This window comes from Alphaproteobacteria bacterium (genome assembly GCA_017308135.1).
Lineage (GTDB): Bacteria > Pseudomonadota > Alphaproteobacteria > CACIAM-22H2 > CACIAM-22H2 > Tagaea.
Genome location: JAFKFM010000006.1, coordinates 343,190 through 363,236, shown reverse-complemented (window position 1 = coordinate 363,236; position 20,047 = coordinate 343,190). Strand labels below are relative to the sequence as shown.

16 protein-coding genes and 1 tRNA gene are annotated in these 20,047 nt (G+C 61.9%); 10 read left to right on the top strand and 7 right to left on the bottom strand.

Annotation, left to right across the window (positions count from 1 at the left end; all coding sequences use genetic code 11):
* Positions 1 to 6 precede the first annotated feature (6 nt).
* The gene (gene trxA, locus J0H39_02025) at positions 7 to 918 is read right to left on the bottom strand and encodes a thioredoxin (protein MBN9495505.1); all 912 of its coding nucleotides are present in this window, start codon (positions 916 to 918) and stop codon (positions 7 to 9) included.
* Positions 919 to 1,080: 162 nt separating this feature from the next.
* Here trxA and J0H39_02020 point away from each other — a divergent pair.
* Positions 1,081 to 1,155 (top strand) — tRNA-Gly (locus J0H39_02020).
* A gap of 83 nt (positions 1,156 to 1,238) precedes the next feature.
* On the opposite strand, the gene J0H39_02015 is transcribed toward J0H39_02020, so the two are convergent.
* The gene (locus tag J0H39_02015; protein ID MBN9495504.1) at positions 1,239 to 2,150 is read right to left on the bottom strand and encodes an FkbM family methyltransferase; all 912 of its coding nucleotides are present in this window, start codon (positions 2,148 to 2,150) and stop codon (positions 1,239 to 1,241) included.
* A 251-nt stretch (positions 2,151 to 2,401) separates the two neighbouring features.
* Between J0H39_02015 and J0H39_02010 the strand changes: the two genes are divergently transcribed.
* Genes J0H39_02010 through J0H39_02000 form a run of 3 tightly spaced genes read left to right on the top strand, consistent with a single transcriptional unit; the run spans position 2,402 to position 9,404 of the window.
* Complete coding sequence (locus J0H39_02010; protein ID MBN9495503.1) at positions 2,402 to 7,216, top strand: NAD-glutamate dehydrogenase; 4,815 nt, start codon at positions 2,402 to 2,404, stop codon at positions 7,214 to 7,216.
* Entirely contained in the window at positions 7,117 to 8,460 is a 1,344-nt protein-coding gene (locus J0H39_02005; GenBank protein MBN9495502.1) for an MFS transporter, read from the top strand. Before J0H39_02010 ends, J0H39_02005 begins: the two co-directional genes overlap by 100 nt.
* Entirely contained in the window at positions 8,457 to 9,404 is a 948-nt protein-coding gene (locus J0H39_02000; protein MBN9495501.1) for a class I SAM-dependent methyltransferase, read from the top strand. The genes J0H39_02005 and J0H39_02000 overlap by 4 nt, the downstream gene beginning before the upstream one ends.
* A gap of 95 nt (positions 9,405 to 9,499) precedes the next feature.
* Here J0H39_02000 and J0H39_01995 read toward each other — a convergent pair whose 3' ends face one another.
* Entirely contained in the window at positions 9,500 to 9,658 is a 159-nt protein-coding gene (locus J0H39_01995) for a hypothetical protein (GenBank protein MBN9495500.1), read from the bottom strand.
* A 247-nt stretch (positions 9,659 to 9,905) separates the two neighbouring features.
* Here J0H39_01995 and J0H39_01990 point away from each other — a divergent pair, with 247 nt between their 5' ends.
* Together J0H39_01990 and J0H39_01985 are read left to right on the top strand one after the other, a co-directional pair.
* Entirely contained in the window at positions 9,906 to 10,112 is a 207-nt protein-coding gene (locus tag J0H39_01990) for a hypothetical protein (GenBank protein MBN9495499.1), read from the top strand.
* A 233-nt stretch (positions 10,113 to 10,345) separates the two neighbouring features.
* Positions 10,346 to 12,031, top strand: a complete 1,686-nt coding sequence (locus J0H39_01985) for a site-specific integrase (GenBank protein ID MBN9495498.1) — start codon at positions 10,346 to 10,348, stop codon at positions 12,029 to 12,031.
* Between the two features lie 179 nt (positions 12,032 to 12,210).
* Here J0H39_01985 and J0H39_01980 read toward each other — a convergent pair whose 3' ends face one another.
* Positions 12,211 to 13,596, bottom strand: coding sequence for an AAA family ATPase (locus tag J0H39_01980; protein MBN9495497.1), 1,386 nt, complete (start codon positions 13,594 to 13,596; stop codon positions 12,211 to 12,213).
* Between the two features lie 124 nt (positions 13,597 to 13,720).
* On the bottom strand, positions 13,721 to 14,464 hold the full coding sequence (locus J0H39_01975) for a DCL family protein (protein MBN9495496.1): 744 nt from the start codon (positions 14,462 to 14,464) through the stop codon (positions 13,721 to 13,723).
* Positions 14,465 to 14,604: 140 nt separating this feature from the next.
* Between J0H39_01975 and J0H39_01970 the strand changes: the two genes are divergently transcribed.
* The 4 genes from J0H39_01970 to J0H39_01955 all read left to right on the top strand — a co-directional run bounded on the left by J0H39_01970 (position 14,605) and on the right by J0H39_01955 (position 17,510).
* Positions 14,605 to 14,814 carry a helix-turn-helix transcriptional regulator gene (locus J0H39_01970; protein ID MBN9495495.1) on the top strand — a complete coding sequence of 70 codons (210 nt, stop codon included), beginning with the start codon at positions 14,605 to 14,607 and terminating at the stop codon, positions 14,812 to 14,814.
* A gap of 260 nt (positions 14,815 to 15,074) precedes the next feature.
* Complete coding sequence (locus tag J0H39_01965; protein ID MBN9495494.1) at positions 15,075 to 15,509, top strand: hypothetical protein; 435 nt, start codon at positions 15,075 to 15,077, stop codon at positions 15,507 to 15,509.
* 10 nt (positions 15,510 to 15,519) lie between these two features.
* Complete coding sequence (locus J0H39_01960; protein ID MBN9495493.1) at positions 15,520 to 15,672, top strand: hypothetical protein; 153 nt, start codon at positions 15,520 to 15,522, stop codon at positions 15,670 to 15,672.
* The gene (locus J0H39_01955; protein ID MBN9495492.1) at positions 15,672 to 17,510 is read left to right on the top strand and encodes a carbamoyltransferase; all 1,839 of its coding nucleotides are present in this window, start codon (positions 15,672 to 15,674) and stop codon (positions 17,508 to 17,510) included. The genes J0H39_01960 and J0H39_01955 overlap by 1 nt, the downstream gene beginning before the upstream one ends.
* Here J0H39_01955 and J0H39_01950 read toward each other — a convergent pair.
* Positions 17,507 to 18,466, bottom strand: a complete 960-nt coding sequence (locus J0H39_01950) for a hypothetical protein (GenBank protein MBN9495491.1) — start codon at positions 18,464 to 18,466, stop codon at positions 17,507 to 17,509. The two genes, J0H39_01955 and J0H39_01950, sit on opposite strands and share 4 nt — an antisense overlap.
* 3 nt (positions 18,467 to 18,469) lie before the next feature.
* Positions 18,470 to 20,047, bottom strand: a complete 1,578-nt coding sequence (purH, locus tag J0H39_01945) for a bifunctional phosphoribosylaminoimidazolecarboxamide formyltransferase/IMP cyclohydrolase (GenBank protein ID MBN9495490.1) — start codon at positions 20,045 to 20,047, stop codon at positions 18,470 to 18,472.

Here is a 20,047-nt window from a genome sequence, read left to right as displayed (position 1 = left end):
ATGGCGTTACGCGAACATCAGCGACGACAAGCGCCGGCGCCCCTGCACGGTCAACGGATTGGTGTTGCCCAAAGCTTCGAAGAACTTCACCAGCTGGGCGCGCGCGGCCCCGTCGTTCCAATTGCGGTCAAGCTTGTAGAGCTCCAGCAACTGGTCGATCGCGGCTTCCTGCTGGCCGCCGGCGAACAAGGCGGTCGCGAGGTCGAGGCGCGTTTGATGGTCCTTCGGGTTATGCGCGAGCTTTTCCAGCATCGGTGCCACGTCCACGCCCTTGGGCGCTTGGTGGGCGAGGTCGAGGGCCGCTTGCGCGGCTTCGACTTCGGGATCGCGCTTGGCTTCGGGCGGCAGCGAATCGAGCAGCGCTTTCGCCTCGTCGAGCTGGCCGAGGGCCACGAAAATCTTGGCGAGGCCCGCGGCGGCTTTCGCATTGCCGGGCTCGTGCGCCAGGATCTGGCCGAAAATATCCTGCGCGGTCGGAAGGTCGTTGGCGGCCAGCGCCGCGTTGGCCTGTTCCAGCGCCTGGTCGATCGGCGACGGGCCGGCGGCCCCGCCCAGCTTCTTCACGAAGGCGCGGATCTGGCTTTCGGGGACTGCCCCCAGGAACGCGTCGACCGGGCGCCCGCCCTTGAAGGCGAAGACCGCCGGGATCGACTGCACGCGCAATTGCGAGGCGAAATGCGGGTTCTCGTCGATATTGATTTTGACGAGCTTGACCGCCCCCTTGGCTTCCTTGACGACCTTTTCGATCGCGGGCCCGAGCTGTTTGCACGGCCCGCACCACGGCGCCCAGAAATCGACGATGACGGGGGTATCGCGCGAGGCGAGCAGAACGTCCTGCTCGAACGATTCGTCCGTCGCGTCCTTGATTAGGTCGGCCGCGTTGGCGCCCGGCTTGCCGGCGCCGATCAACTGGTCCATGGGGTCAACTCCGCTTTCCAGCGGGGAAAATGGCGATTTCGGGCGCCCAAGGCAACCCCCTGCGGGGCCCGGGAAAAGCGCCCCAGATATCCCTTGCAATTCGACGCTCCCCGCCTATTATCCCGGCCCGTTTCCAAGGCTGAAGCGCCCGCCGGCGATAACGCGGGAGTAGCTCAGTGGTAGAGCATCACGTTGCCAACGTGAGGGTCGAGGGTTCGAATCCCTTCTCCCGCTCCAGCCTTTGGAAAGGGTTCCGGTTCGAATGAAAAAGGCCCGTTCGCGAGAACGGGCCTTTTCTTTATCGCCATGTCGGCGGCCGCTTACATCCGGTCCGGCGTGGCCAGCAGCACCTGGCCCATCGGGATTTCCTCGGTCACCGGGCGGCGCGCGCCGAATTCGACGCGATAGGTCATGTAGTCGCGTTCCTTGAAGAAGCGCACCGCGTCCATCAGGCACAGCGATTGGCGCGCCCAATAGCTCGGCTCCCACAGGAAGAAGATCTTCGGGCGGAAACGCTCGATCGTCTTGGTCGCCCCTTGCAGCGCGTTCCATTCCTCGCCCTGGGCGAGCAGCTTGATCACGTCGAGCCGTTCGATCGGGTTCGCCGCGATATAATCGTCGAGGCTCCACACCTTCATGTCGATCGACTTGGTCGACTTGCCCACGTTCGACGATTGCAGCGACGCGTTGGCGAAATTGCCGATCGAATCGTCGTGCAGGAAAAGCTGGCGCGTTTCGGTGTGGCTCGACACGGCCGCCTGGTTGAGCGTCACGTTGTCGAGGCCGTTCAAATGCAGATTGGCCTTCAAGCGGCCCATCGGATGCGGATCGGGCTCGAACACATGCACGCGGCCGCTGGGCCCCACGCGGTTGGCCATGATCATCGCGTGCATGCCGATATTCGAGCCGATGTCGAACGCCACCTGGCCAGGGCGCAGCATGCGGTTCAGCAGCTTGGAGATTTGCGGCCGGAACGCGCCGTAGAAGTAGATGTACCATTCGAGGAAGGAATGCGTGTCGACATTGATCAGCATGCCTTCGTCGTAATCGATGACCGCCTTCACCGGCCGCGCATTGCCCGGCGGGTGCAGGGCGCGCACCAGCTTGTCGGTCCCCTTCGGGTGGAAGCGGCGGGTGAGCCAAGCGAGGGCCGGGACCCAAGCCGGATGATCGGGGCCGAGATCGGGCGGGAGGGCCTTGTAGGACTCGGCCGAAGCAGGCGTGTCGGTCATGGCGGCTCGCAAATTTTTGCTCAAAGCTGGAGCGGACGAACTGGTTCCGGTCATCGGGTGGGGCTCGATTTAAAGACGGTTCCCATTAAACGAACCGCCAGAACCCCTATTCCCCAAATCCCCCTGTTAATCTTGTTTTGCCCCAGCTTTTGGCCGGTCGCAACAATTTGCTGTAATATCCGGTAATAATATGGCGGCGCGCAGTCCACCGGCGGGCTGCGAGAATGATCGTACGCCCCCGGAGATCCCCAATGCCGTCCCATACCGAAAGTCGTAAGACCGAAATTCTGGACAGGCTTTGCGCGATGGCGCGCCAGCGCCTGCCCGCCGGATCGGGGATCGCCGCCGCCGATGCCGGGGAGGCATTTATTCAACGATTCTATGGCAATGTGGCCGTCGAGGACCTCGAAGACCACACGCCGGACGACCTCTACGGCGCCGCGATTGCGCTTTTTGCCTTCGGCCGCACGCGCCCGCCGAATAAGGCCAAGGTCCGTGTGTACAATCCACGCCTTTCGGAACATGGCTGGGCCTCGACCCATACGGTGATCGAGATCGTCAACGACGACATGCCGTTCCTGGTCGATTCGGTCACATCCGAGATCAACCGGCGTGATTTGTCGGTCCATCTCGTCATCCACCCGGTCGTGCCGATGAAGCGCGACGCGAGCGGGGCGGCCCTCGCCATCGACGAAGCCGGCGGCCGCGAAAGCTGCATGCATGTCGAGATCGACGCGCAAGGCGATCAAGCCCAGCTCGACGCGATCCGCGCGGGGCTGGAAGCGGTACTCGCCGATGTGCGCGCTTGCGTCGAGGATTGGCAGGCGATGCTGGCCCAGGCGAAAGATGTCATCGCCGAATTCGATGCCGGCAAGCCGCCGCGCGGGGCCGAAGAAATCGCCACCGCGCGCGATTTCCTCAACTGGCTCGTCGCCGATAACTTCACGTTCCTCGGCTATCGCGAATACGCCTATCAGGGCGAAGGCGCCAATTTCCGCGCGGGCGTGCGCGCGGGCAGCGGCTTGGGCTTGGCGCGCGACGAAAGCTTCGTCGTGTTCGACGTGTTGCGCCGCATCGCCGAATTGCCGTCCTTGCAGCAATTCGTCCGCGCACCGGAATTGCTGCGCGTGGCCAAAGCCAATCGCCGTTCGACCGTGCATCGCGCCGTCTATCTCGACGCGATCGGCGTCAAGGTCTACGGGCCCGACGGCACGGTGACGGGGGAGAAAGTCTTCCTCGGCTTGTTCACCTCGACCGCCTATATGCAGCGCCCGCGCGACATTCCGCTGCTACGCGATAAGGTCAGTGCCGTGACCAAGCGCGCGGGCTTCGGCACCAAGGGCCACGCCGCCAAGGCGTTGCAGCATGTGCTGGAAACCCATCCGCGCGAGGAACTGTTCCAAGCGACGGTCGACGAGCTTTACGATACCGCCGTCGGTGTCGTGCGGTTGCAGGAACGCCAGCGCATCGCGCTGTTCCTGCGCCGCGATCCGTTCGATCGGTTCATTTCGGCGCTGGTTTACGCGCCGCGCGACCGTTTCAACACCGAATTGCGCGAACGTTTCCACGACATTCTCGCCAAGGCGTATCGCGGGCGGAAATCCGCGTTCTACGTGCTGCTCGCCGACGATTCGGCGTTGGTGCGCTGCCATTTCATCGTCGGTCTGACGCCGGGCGACGTGCCCGATGTGCGTATCGACGATCTGGAAGCGCGGCTGGTCGAAGCCGGGCGCGGCTTCGCCGATCGCCTGAAGGACGCTTTGATCGCGGCGGAGGGCGAGGGGGCGGGGCTGGCCAAATTGCGCCGCTACCAAGCCGCGTTCCCGGCCGCCTATCGCGAGCATTTCACGCCGGATCAAGCCGTCGCCGATATCGCGGCGGTGGAAACCGTGCTGGCGGGCGGAACGTCGCTCGCCCTCAATCTCTATCGCCCGGTCGAAGCGGCGGAGAACGAGCTGCGTTTGCGCATCTTCCACAAAGGCGCGCCCGTACCTTTGTCCGACGTCATGCCCATGCTCGAATCGATGGGCCTCAAGGTGATGACGGAAGATCCCTTCCGCATCCATCCGCTCGACTTTTCGGCCAATGCGCCGGCGGGCGACGTTTACATGCACGATATCGCAATGGTCGCGCGCGAAACGCGCGAGATCGATATCGCGCGGGTGAAGCCGCTGTTCGAGGGCGCCTTCTCCGCCGTGTGGGCGGGCGATGCGGCGTCGGACGGGTTCAACCGCCTGGTCATCGGCGCGGCGATGTCGTCGCGCGAGGTGACGGTCTTGCGCGCCTATGCCGCCTATCTGCGCCAGGCGGGCGCGACGTTCAGCCAGGCCTATATGGAAGATGCGCTGGCGCGCAATTCCAAGATCGCGCGCAAGCTCGTCGATCTGTTCCTCGCCGCGCACGATCCCGCGCGCGACAAGGATCGCGACGTGACGATTCGCGGAATCGCCGTCGAGATCGGCCATCTGCTCGACGGCGTCGAAAGTCTCGACGAAGACCGTATTTTGCGCCGCTTCCTCAATCTGATCGATTGCACGCTGCGCACCAATTTTTTCCAGGGCAAGGCGTATCTGTCGCTGAAGCTCGACAGCCAGCGCGTCGACGAATTGCCGCTGCCCCGGCCGCTGGTCGAAATCTGGGTCTATTCGACGCGCGTCGAAGCCGTGCATTTGCGCGGCGGCAAGGTCGCGCGCGGCGGCATTCGCTGGTCCGACCGGCGCGAAGATTTCCGCACCGAGATTCTCGGCCTGATCAAAGCGCAAATGGTCAAGAACACCGTGATCGTGCCGGTCGGCTCGAAAGGCGGGTTCTTCGTCAAGCGCCCGCCCGCCCCCGAAGCGGGGCGCGAGGCGTTCCAGGCCGAAGGCATCGCCTGCTACCAGATCATGATGCGCGGTCTGCTCGACATTACCGACAATCTGACGCCGACGGGCGTGGTGCCGCCCAAGAATGTCGTGCGCCACGACGGCGACGATCCCTATCTCGTCGTCGCGGCCGACAAGGGCACGGCCACGTTCTCCGACATCGCCAACGCGATCTCGATCGAATACGGGCATTGGCTGGGCGATGCGTTCGCTTCCGGCGGTTCGGCCGGTTACGACCACAAGGGCATGGGCATCACGGCGCGCGGGGCGTGGGAAGCGGTCAAGCGCCATTTCCGCGAACTCGGCCACGATACGCAAACGCAGGATTTCACGGTCGTCGGCGTGGGCGATATGTCGGGCGACGTGTTCGGCAACGGCATGCTGCGCTCGCCGCATATTAAACTCGTCGCCGCGTTCGACCATCGCCATATCTTCATCGATCCCGAACCCGATGCGGCCAAGTCCTTCGCCGAACGCGAGCGGATCTTCAAACTGCCGCGCTCGTCCTGGGCCGATTACGACACGAAGCTCATTTCGGCCGGCGGCGGCGTGTTCGATCGCAAGGCGAAGTCGATCAAGCTCTCGCCGCAGATCAAGGCGTTGTTCGGCATGCTCGCCGATTCCGTCACGCCGTTCGAGCTGATGAAGACGATCTTGAAGGCGCCGGTCGATCTGCTGTGGTTCGGCGGCATCGGCAATTACGTCAAGGCGAAGGACGAAACCAACGCCGACGCGGGCGACCGCGCCAACGACGCCATCCGCATCGACGGCGCCGATATCCGCGCGCGCGTGGTGGGCGAGGGCGCCAATCTCGGCTGCACGCAACGCGGGCGCATCGAATATGCGCTGGCCGGCGGGCGCATCAACACCGACGCGATCGATAACTCCGCTGGCGTCGATACCTCCGACCACGAGGTCAATATCAAGGTGCTGCTGGGCGACGTGATCGCGCGCGGCGACATGACCTTGAAACAGCGCGACACGCTGCTCGCCGAAATGACCGACGATGTCGGCGACGCGGTGCTGCGGAACAATTATCTGCAAACGCAGGCGTTGAGCGTCGCCGAACTCGAAGGGATCGGCGGCATCGATCGCGCGATGCGGATGATGCGCGCGCTGGAAAAAACCGGGCGCCTTCATCGCGGCATCGAATTCCTGCCCGAGGACGAAGCCTTGATCGCGCGCGCGGCGGGCGGCAAGGGGTTGACCCGGCCCGAACTCGCCGTCGTCATGGCCTATGCCAAGATGGCGTTGTACGACGAATTGCTGGCGAGCGATCTGCCCGACGATCCCTATCTCGCCGAGGATCTGGTCAAGTATTTCCCCCGGCTTTTGCGCAAGAACCATCACCCCGCGATTCTGCGCCATCAATTGCGGCGCGAGATCATCGCCACAGTGGCGACGAATTCGATCGTCAATCGCGCGGGCTTCGCTTTCGTGCCTGATCTTGCCGAGCGCACGGGGCTCAACGTCGCGGAAGTGTCGCGCGCCTATCTCGTCGCGCGCCAAGTCTTCGGCTTGCGCGAATTCTGGGGTGCGGTCGAAACGCTCGACAACCAAGTGCCGGCCGAGGTGCAGCTCGCCATGCTGCGCGGCTCGGTCGCGTTGCTGGAACGTGCGACCTTGTGGCTGTTGCGCCATCTGCCGGCCCCCATCGATATCGCGGCCGGAGTGGCGGCTTTTGCACCGGGTATTTCCGCACTCGGCCACGATCTCGAACCGGTACTCGACCCCGCCCGCCAAGCGGCGTTCGTCGCACGCGCTAAGGCGTTTACCGATAAGGGCGTGCCGGACGAGTTGGCGCGCCGGGCGGCCGCCCTCGACGATCTGCAATCGGGGCTCGATCTCGTGCGCATCGCGCAAGGGGCGAAATCCGACATCGTCCATGTGGCGATGGAGTATTTCGCCGCCGGTGCCAGGCTTGGTTTCGATTGGCTGCAGGATGTCGCGGCACGTGTGCCCGCGGCCGATCCTTTGGCCAAGCGCGCGGTCGCGGCGGCGATCGACGATCTTTATGCGTTGCAGGCCGAGATCGCGACCTGGTCGCTGGCCGAAGGCGGCGCCGAAGCGTGGCTTGCGGCGCGCCAAGGTGCGTTGACGCGCTGGGAAGCGCTGGCGGGCGAGTTGCGCGCGAGCGGGGCGGCGAGCCTCGCCGCCTTGACGGTCGCGGGCCGCGAGTTGCGCGCCCTCGTGCAAGGGTGAGCGCGCTGGATCGTAAAGCCGTTGCCGCATGGTGCGTCTACGATTGGGCGAACTCGGCCTTCCCGGCCGTGATCACCACGTTCGTTTTCGCGACCTATTTCACGCAAGGTGTCGCATCCGATCCGGTGACGGGCACGGCGATGTGGGGCCATGCGACCTCGATCGCGGGTCTGTGCATCGCGCTGCTGGCCCCGTTGCTCGGGCCCGTTGCCGATCACACCGGCCGGCAGAAGCCGTTCCTCGCCGCATTCTCCGGCATCGCCATCGTCGCGTGCGCCGCGTTGTGGTTCGTGCGCCCGTCGCCCGACTCGATTCCGCTGGCGTTGATCGCCTTCGCGATCGCCACGGCGGCGTTCGAAGTCGCGGCCGTCTTCTATAACGCGCTGCTGCCGAAGGTCGCGACGCCGGACAAGCTCGGCCGCGTCTCCGGCTGGGGCTGGGGGCTCGGCTATCTCGGCGGTATCGTGTGCTTGGCCGTGCTGCTCGTGGGCTTCGTGCAAAACCAAACGCCGTGGTTCGGCCTGTCGCGCGACGGAGCCGAGCATGTGCGCATCGTCGGGCCGTTCACCGCCTTGTGGTGGTTCGTCTTCGCGATCCCGATCTTCCTACTCGTGCGCGAAGACCAAGCCATGATCTCGTTCGGCAAAGCATTCACCAAGGGCCTCGCCGATCTGAAAGCCACGCTCGGCTTCTTGCGCGCACGGCCGGATATCGGCTGGTTCCTCGCCGCGAACATGATCTACACCGACGGTCTGACCACGTTGTTCGCCTTCGGTGCGATCTACGCGGCGGGCACGTTTGGCATGGAATTATCGGAAGTCATCGTGTTCGGCATCGCGCTCAATCTCAGTGCGGGGCTCGGTGCTTTCGCCTTCGCTTGGATCGACGACAAGATCGGTTCCAAGCGCACCATCGCCATCGGCCTCGTCTGCCTGACCGCGATCGGTGCGGCTTTGCTGCTGATCGAATCGAAAACGCTGTTCTGGATTCTGGGCGTGCTGATCGGGCCGTTCTTCGGTCCCGTGCAGGCCGCAAGCCGCTCGCTGGCCGCACGGCTCGCCCCGCCTGAACATCGCGCGCAGGTCTTCGGCCTGTTCGCGCTGTCCGGCCGCATCACCGCCTTCATGGGCCCGGCGATCCTGGGTTTCGTGACGCTTGCGTTCGATTCCCAGCGCGCCGGCATGGCGACGATCCTGCCTTTCTTCCTGCTGGGCTTGCTTCTATTGTGGCGCCGCGTTCCATGACTCAAACCTGTCGAATCTGCGGCGGTGCGCCGAAATCGCATCATGTCGCGCGCGAAATGATGTACGGCTCGCGCGAGAAATTCGGGTATTTCGTCTGCGCCGATTGCGGCTGTTTGCAGATCGACGAAGTCCCCGCCGATCTCGCGCGCCATTACCCGAAAGCCTATTACAGCCTCGTGTCGGGCCTGCCCAAGGCGCCGTCCTGGAAACGACGCTTCGCCGCCGCGTGGGAATACGACCGCTCGGGCGGCTTGCTCGGCTGGGCGATGCACAAGCTCAAGCCCAATCCGGAAATCCGCGCGCTGGGCGAACTCGGCATTCTCAAAGCCGATCCGATTCTCGATGTCGGCTGCGGCAACGGCGCGCGCGTCGCCAGGCTTTCGCAACTCGGGTTCACGGCGGTCGAGGGGATCGATGCGCATCTCGACGATGCGGTCGAACTGGGCGGTCGCGTGATTGCGCGCCGCGCCACGCTCGATGCGATCGATGGTAAATACCGGCTGGTGATGTTCCATCACAGTTTCGAGCATCTGCCCGATCAACACGCCGCGATGCGCGATGCACGCCGTCTGGTGCGCGATGATGGATTCGTGATGCTGCGCATCCCGACTTGCGACTCGGCGGCGTGGGAGATCTATGGGACGGACTGGGTCCAGCTCGACCCGCCGCGCCATCTCTATCTCCACAGCCGCGACTCGATCCGGCGATTGGCCGAGGCGAACGGCTTGCGCCTTGTGTCGATCGCGGACGATTCCGACGGGTTTCAGTTCTGGGGATCGGAGCAGTACAAGCGCGGCATCCCCGCCAACGACAAGCGCAGCCACTCCAAAAAGAGCCCGATGTTCAAATTGGCCGAGCTCGTCGAATTCGAGACGCGCGCGCGCAAACTCAACGCCGAGGGCCGGGGCGATCAGTTCCGCGCCGTGTTCGCGCCGATCGTTTGATTATCGAATTTCATATATCGTATTGATATATATTATTTATTTGAGTGGCATAAATCCTTGAATCCGATTCGGTGCGTGCTTTCGCAAATCGAAATCTACGGTGCTCGCACGCCTCTCGAACACCTGATCCCGGTTGCCGCACACACCTCCAGCTCCATGATCTGCTGAGCAGCAAAGCCAATCTTCTCACGCAGTAAATCCGCGTCGGGAATCCACTCCAAGAGCGCAAGAGATTTCGTGATCTCGTCGGTCATCTGTGGTCTTCGGGCGATGGTGGTTACGCCTGCAAACCAACCGTAACGCCCGTGAATCGCCAATGCCTGCCTACGCTGCCATCGCCGCCGCTGGCTCCCGCTTACACAACGACCCGGGACTCGATCCGTAAGCATTATCAGCTACGGGAACAAGAAATTTGCTTTTCCTCCCCTTGGTTCGCATATTCATCTCTGCTGGGCCTTCTATTCGCCCATCACACTACCCGATCGGAACAGGAACATTGAGATGACAGCGCAGGTGTCCAACATGATCGACCGTGAGAATTTATCGGCGGAGAGTTTGAAGCGGTCGACGGGGAGCGAAGAAGCCGCTCAGCTCATCATCAGGGATTTTGGAGTCACGGACTCGAAAACCGTCCCCTATTCCTGCCGTCATCATTTCCCTTCTGCTTTTCCCGTTTCGGGAATGAACCCGAAGCTCACAGTTCGCTAGATGACCTATGCAACCTATCTTTTGTCTGACGTTTGCTACTCGCGGCCGCCAGAGTACATGCGTTCTGAAGTGCTGGACCCGATCCAGCTTCCTGCTTTGGACCTAACGCGCAAGTCTAAATCGGTGAGCTGTGCCATCGAACACAAAGCGGTCGGGTAGTCGGCCATTCTAATGCCTGAGACTGTCGGTCGATCAACGATACCAGCAAAAATTTTGAAGAAAGGAATAGTCGTATGGACAATATGTTTCAAAAACTCTTGGCGATAATCGGGTTCGGTTCCCCAAAGCCTCTATCGCAAGGTTCGCGGCAATCGCGCGGCGTGCTGTCTTCTGGAATGCGCCAAGCCTCTCGGGCGCACCAAAGTCCAAAATCCCTTGCTGCGCTGGACGGCCGCGTCATCACGAAAAGCGTCGATCACCGCCTGAGCGCTACTGATCAGAAACGAGCGCGGGAGCAGATACAGAGCGGCATGCGTCGTAGCGTTCCGCACGTCATGACCGGGGTGGTTGATCGCCGTTCCATTGAAGCGTCTGCGTCCGTGCTGCAAAGAGCGTCGGGGTCAATAGCGCAGAGAACTTCGGACGATATGTCGTTGGAGAGAGATAGTGCTTCTTCCCACACGGCTGCGAACTCTTCTTCCCTGCCTCCTGCCGAACGCCCAAATCTATCGAGAGCGGTCGCTTCCTCCCCTCTGGCAAACAGTGCTTCTTCCCACCAACCCACCACCCAACCCTCGACTGTTCTTCCACAGGGAAGAAGTGGGGCTGTGGGCGGAATTGTCCCCGGGAGCGATGGCTCGGCACACGAACCGGATGCCGAGGCGAAGCTGCCGCTACAGCCGGCCAGGTTGGCGCCAAACAAACTCGGGGAAGAACGATCCACGGCGAACGACCATGTTTCTTTCGATGAGAGCCTGCAACAGCTTCAACAGGCATACGAAAAGTTGACGCAAGATTATGGAGAGTTTATCCGTCAAAAGCGCCTTCCCGCGACGGAGGCTGAGTACCGAAAGGTAGCGCAACGGGCGATCAACCGTGCCGATCCGCCAAAACTCACGCACTATTCCCGTCGCGCGCAGGCAAAAGTCCGGGCAGCCGTCGTACTTGTAGCGATTGCGAAGATTAGGGAGTCGCTCGCGAAACTTTTGGAAAGTCGACACCCGCTTGCGCCGGACGCGCGGGCTGCCGCACTTGCAGACGGCCATCGCTGGGTTGCGCGAATCCGGGCCCTAGAGGAACCCATCGGCCAAGATGACGAGGCTGGCAATAAAATGTCGCGCCGGCCTGCTCGACGCAAACTGCGGGCGTTGCCCGACGGGTGGGAGCTTAGGTTGTTCCAAGCAGCTCGAAAACATCCGCGCTGGTTCTACGGAGTTTGTATTTCACTCGCAAGCGGAGTCCGGCCAATTGAACTTGAACGGGGCGTCCGGGTTCGGCGCGAGGGTGTAAATCTCGAGCTTTTAATTCAGACAGCGAAAAGCTCCGAGGAACACGAGGGGATTGGCGAGCGGTCGCTGGTGTTGGCGCCCGAGGAACTTTGGGTAAAAGCTCTGGCGGATGAACTGGGTGGACGAACCGAGATGGTTATCAATTGGCCATCAGCAAAAAAATCTTTCGATGCGGTCGCCGCTATCGGGCGGTCAGCGATACCCGATGCCAAGGAGACGATCTCGGGCTATGTCCTGCGGCATCGATTTGCAACTATTCTCAAAAAGGCCAAATGGCCACCGGTCAAAATCGCCCAGGCCCTCGGCCACTCGTCGACTAAACAACTTTCGACATATGGAAGTTGGAACGGTGCAGCTCGCGGCGGGTTACCATTGCGGGTTGGATCCGAACGTGCGCCCCGTATAGTCGATAAGCCGCGAGATTTTATCGCCATGCGGCCAAGCGAACCGAAGAGACTAGTCGCCGATTAGAAGATCTTTAAAAATCTTCCAATCGGATTAACAGTTACATCAAGTGATTATCGCCATTTTACGGCCATACCTCTTATTGGCCAACCTCGTTCGGCTTCCGATTAGCCCGCACGATCCTTCCGATTGGATCGTTCGGCCGAAAAGGGTTTGTTTCGCCCACTCACATTCCCGGGACGCCGTTAGTTGATCAACTCGATCTCCCCTTCCATTCCCGCCAAAAGTACTTCCTCGAAGACTCGCCGGACGACACGCAAGTCGCGACGTTTGTCTAGAAGCATTCGCATCATTTCGTCGACCGACGGCTCAAGCACCGGCAATGCATCGATCGAGACCTGACTCGAGCGCGCGAAGTCCTTCGTGAGTGCCGAGCGGACTTCAGGCCAGTCTCTGCCATCTGGCGCCTCGACTTTGATCACATGGAACCTGGAAAGGATCGGCGAAGGCAGGCCTCTTAACGAATTTGCGCCGGCGATCCAGGTGACATGCGAGAGATCGACCTCCGTGCTCAAAAATGGATCGTGGAAGCGCTTCGCCGTTTCCGGCTCGAGAAGCGTCAGAACAGCAGCAAGCGGATCACCATTCTGGCTCGACGTTGATTTCTCGATTTCGTCGATGAAAACAATCGGATTTGCTCGTTTACACCGAAAGATCAGGTCGACGATCGACGATGGATTGGCGGAAGACCAGCCACGCGCGGTCCCGAGCAGCGCGCGGGAATCGCTCTGGCCCGCGAACGAAATGGGCAGAATCGGAACCTCGAGGGCGGCCGCCAGATCGGCAACAAACCGACTTTTACCGATCCCCGGTGCGCCCTCGATCAGCAGTGGTGCCATCCGAAATGGTGTGTTGCGCCAGACGGCAAGACGCCGCTCAATCAGTCTGAGTACAGGGTCGAACCACCGCGCGCTCGGCATCCGCTCGCGCCAGTTGGAAGGGATCGGAGCTCGCGCAATAGGCTTCTCGAGGTCCCGGAAGGCTTTCAGGCGCTCAACCGTTTCTCTGTCGCCGGCAATGATAAGAGGGGTCGCGAGAACCGTGATGGCGGAGTTCGGCCGAGGAAGATCAATCGGCACATCGTCCCTATCCGAGTCCGGCAAGCTCTTTTCGATGTTCGGCCGGTGCTGCTCCTGGCCGAGAGGTTTAGCATCGACAAGCTTGTCCCCGATGATCTCCATGATCTTCCGATAGATCTCGACCTCGCGAAGCATCGTGTTGAGACGCACGCCCATGTCACTGACCCGAAACGCCCGATGCAATAGAATTTTTTTGCGCGAGGGCGCATTGCCGGCCTCGGCGATCAAGCGAACGGCCAACGTCGCTACCGCAAGATCGCTTTCTTTTGCGGCAAGCGGAAGCCAAGCCGACGCATGGTGAGCATTTTGCCGACGTTCGGCATCCAGCCAATAGAACCTAGCCTTATTGGGCATGTCTCCGACGACCAATTGGTGACGCGGCGAGACCAGCTGGCTTTCCAGCTTGGCTACAAGTTCTTCATGGCGGTCGCGGTCGAGCCGCCATGGCCGAAGACGCTTCCAGAGAGAATCGAGATTCATGAGTTCAGTCATGGCACACCGCGTTCTGCGGCGGCCTATGGCCTGCCGCTATGATTGAGTGAAGACGTTTGTGGCGTGGGTCAAAGACAGCCAACAGCTGCGTCCGACACGTATGGAATGGAGAAGCTCCAGCACTTCACGTTCCCTTGCGCGCGGCGCGGCTACTGGCTTCGGCGGATATTCGACGATGGACTGCGCGATCGATTACTCGCAAACGCGCTCGCTTCAAGTGAAACTCCGCGAAGCCTTCGGCTAGAATCGGGTCAGCGAAGTAGCGACGTGTTGATCCGTCCTCGAATCCCAGGATGTTGACCTTCGCGACAACGAGCTCATGTTCCGTGACGAAAGCTTCGACGATCGACGCAAAATCCCAGGGCAGATCGTGATCGATGTCGACGGCATTCGGGGACAGAAGCACATTGGTAGCTTCGCAACGCATACGGCCGAGCGGGTCAGCTGCTGCGGTCTGTGCCGCGCGGCGAAAGGCTTCGATTTGAGGCCGGATCGCTTCCCTGGCCGCGCGGATAAAGCTGGCGCGGGTGACGCTCGACGGCATGTGGGCGTTATCATTTGCTGGTTTGCCGATCTGAGCGATAGCGGAAAGATATGAGAAATCTGTCTCCGTTCCATCAGTCCGTTCGAGTACCAGCATCGGGCTCCGAAAGGTGGAATGCCGCTCTACGCGAAATGACCGAATACCCGGTCCGATTTTCGTCGTAGCATCGGGATGCCAGTCGAGAACCTCACGGACGAGAGCATCATCCGTCCCGCTCAAGCGACTGCCGGCCTCTCGCGACTCGACGATCGCTGTGAGGGTCTTTCGGAGGCTGGACTTGCTTTGGAAGATTTGGCCCGCGAGAGGGAAGTTACGAATGTTCATTTGAGTGCTCCAAAGTTCGTTATACAAGTAATATATGCTTGTTATTGCCTCAAAACAAGAACTATTTGCAGGTAAGACGAAAAAATTATATCCGAACCACTATGACGATATCCCTTCCACAAATCCGTGCGGCGCGGGCGATGCTCGAACTGACGCTGAATGACGTGACCCAGCGCACCGGGATATCGAAAGGCGCCTTGTCCGCACTTGAGACCGGCAAAACGGATCCGCGGCATTCAACTGTGGAAAAGCTCCAAAGATTATTCGAAGAACTTGGTGTCGAGTTTTTGCCGGCGACCGCCGATGCGGGACCGGGAATACGAATGAAAAAGCGTATCCTCAAAGAATGATTGGCAGCTCAAGAAGGACAGAGCCCTCGCTGCCGCGCGACCAGTCAAAGAAGACCCCGATTTTCAAGCTTGCGGAACTGGTCGAGTTCGAAACACTAGCACGCAAACTCAACGACGAGGATCGCGGCGGCCAGTTTCGCATCGTCTTCGCACCGATCGTTTAGCCATCAACCATTTGATTGCATTGTATTTTTCAGGTGTGGTGCGAATCGCCACACGCGACTACGATGCGCGCTTTCGCAACGCGAAATCTACGGACAATGGCGCCCCAATCCGGCCTGCACGAAAGCTTCGAGCGCGAAGAAGAGAATCTCGGGTCCAGCGACCGGAGCTTCGGATTCGTGTTCACCGGCTTTTTCTCCATCGTCGGCGCGATCAAGTGGTGGATCGACAACCCGCTTTATGTGTGGTGGTTCGCCGCCGCCGCGATCGTGCTGGCCGTGGCGCTGGCCGTGCCGCGCGCTTTGGCGCCGTTCAATCGCGCCTGGATGAAGCTGGCGCTGATGCTCTACAAAATCATGAACCCACTGACGATGGGTTTGTTGTTCTTCCTGGTGATGACGCCGATGGGCGTCGTCATGCGCGCCTTCGGCAAGGATTTCCTGCGCCGCAAGCGCGAGCCCGGTGCCGCGAGCTATTGGATCGCGCGCGAACCGCCGGGCCCCGCCCCCGACTCGATGAAAAACCAGTTTTAGGATTCGTTCGATGCTCTCTCTCGCCCGCGAACTCTGGCAGTTCATGAAGGTTCGCAAGAAATTCTGGCTGCTGCCCATCATCGTGATGATGGGTCTGTTCGGCGGCCTGATCGTGCTGACCAAGGGTAGTGCGATCGCGCCCTTCATCTACACGCTGTTTTGATGCGCATTCTCGGCCTCTCCGCGTTCTACCACGACAGCGCCGCCGCCCTCGTCGAGGACGGGCGCATCGTCGCGGCCGCGCAGGAGGAACGCTTCACCCGCAAGAAGCACGATTCGCGTTATCCGATTAACGCGATCAAATACTGCTTGGCCGAAGCGGGGATCGGGCTCGGCGACATCGACCATGTCGTGTTCTATGACAAGCCGTTCCTGAAGTTCGAACGCTTGCTCGAAACCTATCTCGCCTTTGCACCCCGCGGCTTCACATCGTTCCGGATGGCCATTCCGCTGTGGCTGAAGGAAAAGCTGTTCCAGAAAAAGCTGCTGACCGACGAGCTGAAGGCGGTCGAACTCGGCTTCGATTGGGAACAACGCCTGTTGTTCGCCGAGCACCATCAAAGCCACGCGGCCTCGGCTTTCTATCCGTCGCCCTTCGATGAAGCGCTGGTCCTCACGATGGACGGTGTTGGCGAATGGGCGACGACGTCGGTTGGTATCGGACGCGGCAATACGCTGGAAATGGTCAAGGAAATCCATTTCCCGCATTCGCTGGGGCTGCTCTATTCGGCGATGACCTATTACACCGGGTTCAAAGTGAACTCGGGCGAATACAAGGTCATGGGTCTGGCGCCCTACGGCGAGCCGAAATACGCCAAGACGATGTTCGATCATCTGATCGACGTGAAGGACGACGGCTCGTTCCGCCTCGATCTCGACTATTTCGACTATTGCACCGGCCTCACGATGACCAACGCGAAATTCGACGCGTTGTTCGGCGGCCCGCCGCGCAAGCCCGAGCAGCGCCTCGAACAGAAGCATATGGACCTCGCCGCCTCGGTGCAGGCCGTGCTGGAAGAAGTCGTGCTGAAGCTCACGCGCTCGCTGCGGCGCGAGCATGGCGTTGCAAATCTCTGCCTCGCGGGCGGCGTGGCCCTCAATTGCGTCGCCAACGGCAAAATCCTGCGCGACGGCCATTGGAAGAATATCTGGATCCAGCCCGCCGCCGGCGATGCGGGCGGCGCTTTGGGGGCGGCCCTCGCGGGCTATCATCTGTTCAAGAACGGCCCGCGCGGGGCGATGACCAAATCGGGCGATCGCATGGCGGGTTCGTATCTCGGTCCCGCATTCGAACAGGCCGATATCGAAAAGCGCCTGACCGAGGCGGGCGCCAAATTCGAAGTGCTGAGCGACGATCAACTGATCGCGCGCGCGTCGGAGGATCTCGCCTCCGGTCTTGCGCTGGGCTGGTTCCAGGGCCGGATGGAATTCGGGCCACGCGCGCTCGGCGGGCGCTCGATCCTGGGCGATGCGCGCAGCCCCGCGATGCAGAAGCAGCTCAATCTCAAGGTCAAATATCGCGAAAGCTTCCGGCCCTTCGCGCCGTCGGTGTTGCGCGAAGACGTCGCCGAGTGGTTCGAGATCGACGGCGATTCGCCTTACATGCTGCTCGTCGCCGACGTGAAGAAGGAACGCCGCCGCGCGATGACGGAAGCGGAGAACGCGCTGTTCGGCATCGACAAGCTGAACGTGCCGCGTTCCGACATTCCCGCCGTCACGCATGTCGACTATTCGGCGCGTATCCAGACGGTCCACGCCGACACAAATCCGCGCTATCACGCGCTGATTTCGGCGTTCAAAACGCGCACCGGCTGCCCGGTGATCGTCAACACCAGCTTCAATGTGCGCGGCGAGCCCATCGTCGGCAGCCCCGAAGACGCGTTCCGCTGCTTCATGGGCTCGGAGATCGAGCGCCTGGCCGTCGGCAATTGCTATCTGGTCAAAGACCGCCAGGATCCGGCGCTGAAGCTCGACTACAAGGACGCGTTCGAGCTCGATTAGTTCTTGAGCGCGGCGTCGATGACCGGCGCCAAGCATTCCGCCCACAACGCGTGGCGCGCGGCCGTCGGATGGCCCCAACCGCCGACGCGCAGCTTCGGATCGGTCTCGAATTCCGGCTTGCGGCAATCCGCGACGACGACGTTTTCCCGCGCCAAATAGGGCGGCAGGAAATTGGGCGCATCGGCCAGCAGCAGCACGACGAATTTCGCGCGCTGCGCTTCCGCCGTGGTTTTCATCCGCGCGAGCAAGGCTTCCAGAACCGCTTGGCGTTGATCCTGGCGTGCGCGGAATTGGAGCCGCAGCCACGCGCGATGCGCTTCGGTCACCACGACCGACGCTGATTCGAACGGCCAGGGCAGAATCGATCCGCCGCGATGGAAGCGCAGCGCGCCATTCTCGATCGTCGCATGCGGCGGCACCATGTTGTGCCCATCGCCGTCACGTAACGATCGCACCCAGCCCAAATGCGCGACGTTGCGATACTGGTGATCGCCGTAGAAGCCGTAAACGAACAAAGCGGGCGGATCGTCGCGGCGCGCTTCCATGCGCAGCAGCGCTTGATAGGTGCCGTAACCGCCGACACCGAGATTGACGATCGCAAGATCGGGCCGCATCTCGGCCAAACGCCAAGCGAAAGTCTCGTCGTCGGCGACCGCGTAGCCTTGGGTGATCGAATCGCCGACGACGTCGATGCGCGGGGTGGCCGTTTTCAGCGGCGGCATCGCGCGCAAGCCGTTCGCGTCGAAATTCATCGGCACGTTGCCGGGCTCGGCCGACAGGAAGCGGCCCGGCTTGTTGACCCAGCCGAAATCCAGATCGGGTCCGGACCAGCGAAATTCCTCGGCGCTGGGGGCGGCGGGCGCGTAAGGCGTGTAACCCAGAATCCGCGCCGCCCCTTCGCCCAGGCCAAGCGCGAAGATCAGCGAAACGACGACGAGGACGGCGTTGCCGACCACGTTTTAGTGCCGGAAATGCCGCATGCCGGTGAACACCATGGCGAGGTTCTTCTCGTCGGCCGCGGCGATCACTTCGTTGTCGCGCATCGAGCCGCCGGGCTGGATCACGGCCGTGGCGCCCGCATCGGCGGCGGCGAGCAGGCCGTCGGCGAAGGGGAAGAACGCGTCGGAGGCGACGACCGAGCCCACGCAGCGGCTTTGCGCTTCGCCCGCCGCCTTGGCGGCTTCGGCGGCTTTCCAGGCCGCGATGCGCGAGGAATCGACGCGGCTCATCTGGCCCGCCCCCACACCGACCGTGGCGCCGTCCTTCACATAGACGATGGCGTTGGACTTCACGTGCTTGGCCACGCGGAAGGCGAACAGCAAATCGTCGAGCTCGGCCGGGGTCGGCGCGCGCTTGGTGACGATTTTCAGATCGGCCTTGGCGATGCGGCCCGAATCGCGGCTTTGCGCCAGGAACCCGCCCGATAGCGTTTTGATCGTCGTGCCCTTCGCCGCCGGGTCGGGCAGGCCGCCGGTCAGCAGCAGACGGAGATTCTTCTTCGCCGACAGAATCTCCAGCGCCTTGGCATCGGCGTCGGGGGCGACGATCACTTCGACGAAAATCTTGGCGATCTCGGCGGCCGACGCGGCGTCGAGCGTGCGGTTGAACGCCACGATACCGCCGAAGGCGGAGACGGGATCGCAGGCCAGCGCCTTCAAATACGCCGCATGCGGGTTCGCGCCCAGTGCGACGCCGCAGGGATTGGCGTGCTTGACGATCACGCAGGCCGGCGTGTCGAGCTCGGCCACCGCCTCGAACGCGGCGTCGGTGTCGTTGAGATTGTTGTAGGAGAGTTCCTTGCCCTGGATTTGGCGCGCGGTCGCGATGCCGGGTCGGTTGCTGCCGTCGGTATAGAACGCGGCCGCTTGATGCGGGTTCTCGCCATAGCGCAGCGCTTGCTTCAAGCTGCCGGCGAGGCTCACGCGCGACGGGAATTCCTGGCCGAGTTGGCCGGCGAACCAGCCGGAGATCGCGGAATCATACGCGGCGGTGCGCGCATAGGCGGCGGCGGCGTAGCGCTTGCGAAGATCGAGGTCCGTCGCACCGCCGGTCGCGTCCATCGCGGCGACCAGATCGGCGTATTGGGAGGCTTCGACGACGACGACGACCGATTCGTGATTCTTCGCCGCCGAGCGGATCATCGCCGGTCCGCCGATATCGATATTCTCGACGCAATCGTCGTAATCGGCACCCTTCGCGACCGTCGCTTCGAACGGGTAGAGATTGACGACCACCAGATCGATCGGCGCGATCTTGTGCGTGTCCATCGCGGCGACGTGATCGGCGACGGAACGGCGCGCCAGGATGCCGCCATGAATGGTCGGGTGTAGCGTCTTGACGCGGCCATCCATCATTTCCGGGAAGCCGGTATGCGCACCGACTTCCTTCACCGTCAGGCCGGCATCGGAAAGCGCCTTGGCGGTGCCGCCGGTCGACAGCAGCTCCACCCCGTGGCGAGCGAGCGACTTGGCGAAATCGATCAACCCGGTCTTGTCGGAGACCGAAAGAATAGCGCGGCGGATTTTGACGGTGCTCAT

Coding starts and splice junctions, on each gene's coding strand:
- J0H39_02000 (MBN9495501.1), top strand. CDS start 8,457: ATGACTCAAACCTGTCGAATCTGCGGCGGTGCGCCGAAATCGCATCAT.
- J0H39_02010 (MBN9495503.1), top strand. CDS start 2,402: ATGCCGTCCCATACCGAAAGTCGTAAGACCGAAATTCTGGACAGGCTT.
- J0H39_01975 (MBN9495496.1), bottom strand. CDS start 14,464: ATGAACATTCGTAACTTCCCTCTCGCGGGCCAAATCTTCCAAAGCAAG.
- J0H39_02015 (MBN9495504.1), bottom strand. CDS start 2,150: ATGACCGACACGCCTGCTTCGGCCGAGTCCTACAAGGCCCTCCCGCCC.
- J0H39_01990 (MBN9495499.1), top strand. CDS start 9,906: ATGACAGCGCAGGTGTCCAACATGATCGACCGTGAGAATTTATCGGCG.
- trxA (MBN9495505.1), bottom strand. CDS start 918: ATGGACCAGTTGATCGGCGCCGGCAAGCCGGGCGCCAACGCGGCCGAC.
- purH (MBN9495490.1), bottom strand. CDS start 20,047: ATGAGCACCGTCAAAATCCGCCGCGCTATTCTTTCGGTCTCCGACAAG.
- J0H39_01955 (MBN9495492.1), top strand. CDS start 15,672: ATGCGCATTCTCGGCCTCTCCGCGTTCTACCACGACAGCGCCGCCGCC.
- J0H39_01980 (MBN9495497.1), bottom strand. CDS start 13,596: ATGACTGAACTCATGAATCTCGATTCTCTCTGGAAGCGTCTTCGGCCA.
- J0H39_01965 (MBN9495494.1), top strand. CDS start 15,075: ATGGCGCCCCAATCCGGCCTGCACGAAAGCTTCGAGCGCGAAGAAGAG.
- J0H39_01970 (MBN9495495.1), top strand. CDS start 14,605: ATGCTCGAACTGACGCTGAATGACGTGACCCAGCGCACCGGGATATCG.
- J0H39_01985 (MBN9495498.1), top strand. CDS start 10,346: ATGGACAATATGTTTCAAAAACTCTTGGCGATAATCGGGTTCGGTTCC.
- J0H39_01995 (MBN9495500.1), bottom strand. CDS start 9,658: ATGACCGACGAGATCACGAAATCTCTTGCGCTCTTGGAGTGGATTCCC.
- J0H39_01960 (MBN9495493.1), top strand. CDS start 15,520: ATGCTCTCTCTCGCCCGCGAACTCTGGCAGTTCATGAAGGTTCGCAAG.